Below are 851 nucleotides of genomic sequence, written 5' to 3'. Positions count from 1 at the left end.
CCTGTGTCTAGTGTGTTGTAGTTTGCATATATTCTTTAATTCATCATTTACACATTCAATTATAGCTCGTTTTCGTAGCATAATTTTATCTGTCTGAGAAAGATTTAATCCCTTCATATTTTTTCTAGGTTTTGTTACCATTTGTATTCCGTTACTCCAAAGAATATCAGCCATAGCTTTTGATATATAGCCTTTATCTCCATATAATTTACCAAAAATATCTTTGGTCATATCCATCATATGTTTTAGGTTTCGGTCGTCAATATTGCCTTTAGTAAGGTAAAATGAAAGAATTTCGCTTTTATCATTAATAATAAGATGAAGTTTAAATCCATAGAACCACCCTATTGAACATTGTCCTCGTTCGGCTGTATCTCTAAAAACTTTGTGCTGATGAATCCTTCTGTTGTGACATACCTTGATATGTGTAGAATCTATAAAATTGATTCCTTCACTCTTGCCCAAGCACTTCATTTTTACAAACAACATAAACACAACAGCACATCGAGGTTGAAGTTCAACAAAGCGATTATAAGAGGTCATGCCAGGAAACAAATCTTTCAAATGAGGTAGTGCATAATGGACATAAAAGGACTTCAGATTACTAAATTGTCCACTATGAAAAAGAACCATTAAACTAATCAACTCACTCTCACACAATCCAGTTTTACGACATCTTTTTCCTAATTTTTTATCTTCAATTCGCTTTTCTTCTAATATGGGTTGAATTTCTTTGCAAAAATCATCCACTTTAACGAATATTTCTATAACTTTATCTCTCAACATAGGGCTTGATTTAATAATGTATATAATTGATTGTCAATTATATACATTATTAAATCAAGCCTTTT

At 31.1% G+C, this 851-nt stretch carries 1 protein-coding gene; it reads right to left on the bottom strand.

Annotated features, from left to right (window positions below):
* Positions 1–786, bottom strand: a 786-nt coding sequence (locus H8B04_RS16865; RefSeq protein WP_190303068.1) for an IS982 family transposase, incomplete at its 3' end; no start/stop codon positions are given.
* Positions 787–851 lie beyond the last annotated feature (65 nt).

This window comes from Sphingobacterium litopenaei, assembly GCF_014692495.1.
Taxonomy (GTDB): Bacteria; Bacteroidota; Bacteroidia; order Sphingobacteriales; family Sphingobacteriaceae; genus Sphingobacterium; species Sphingobacterium litopenaei.
Note: the sequence above shows the minus strand (reverse complement) of the source record. Positions and strands in the feature narration are given on the sequence as shown.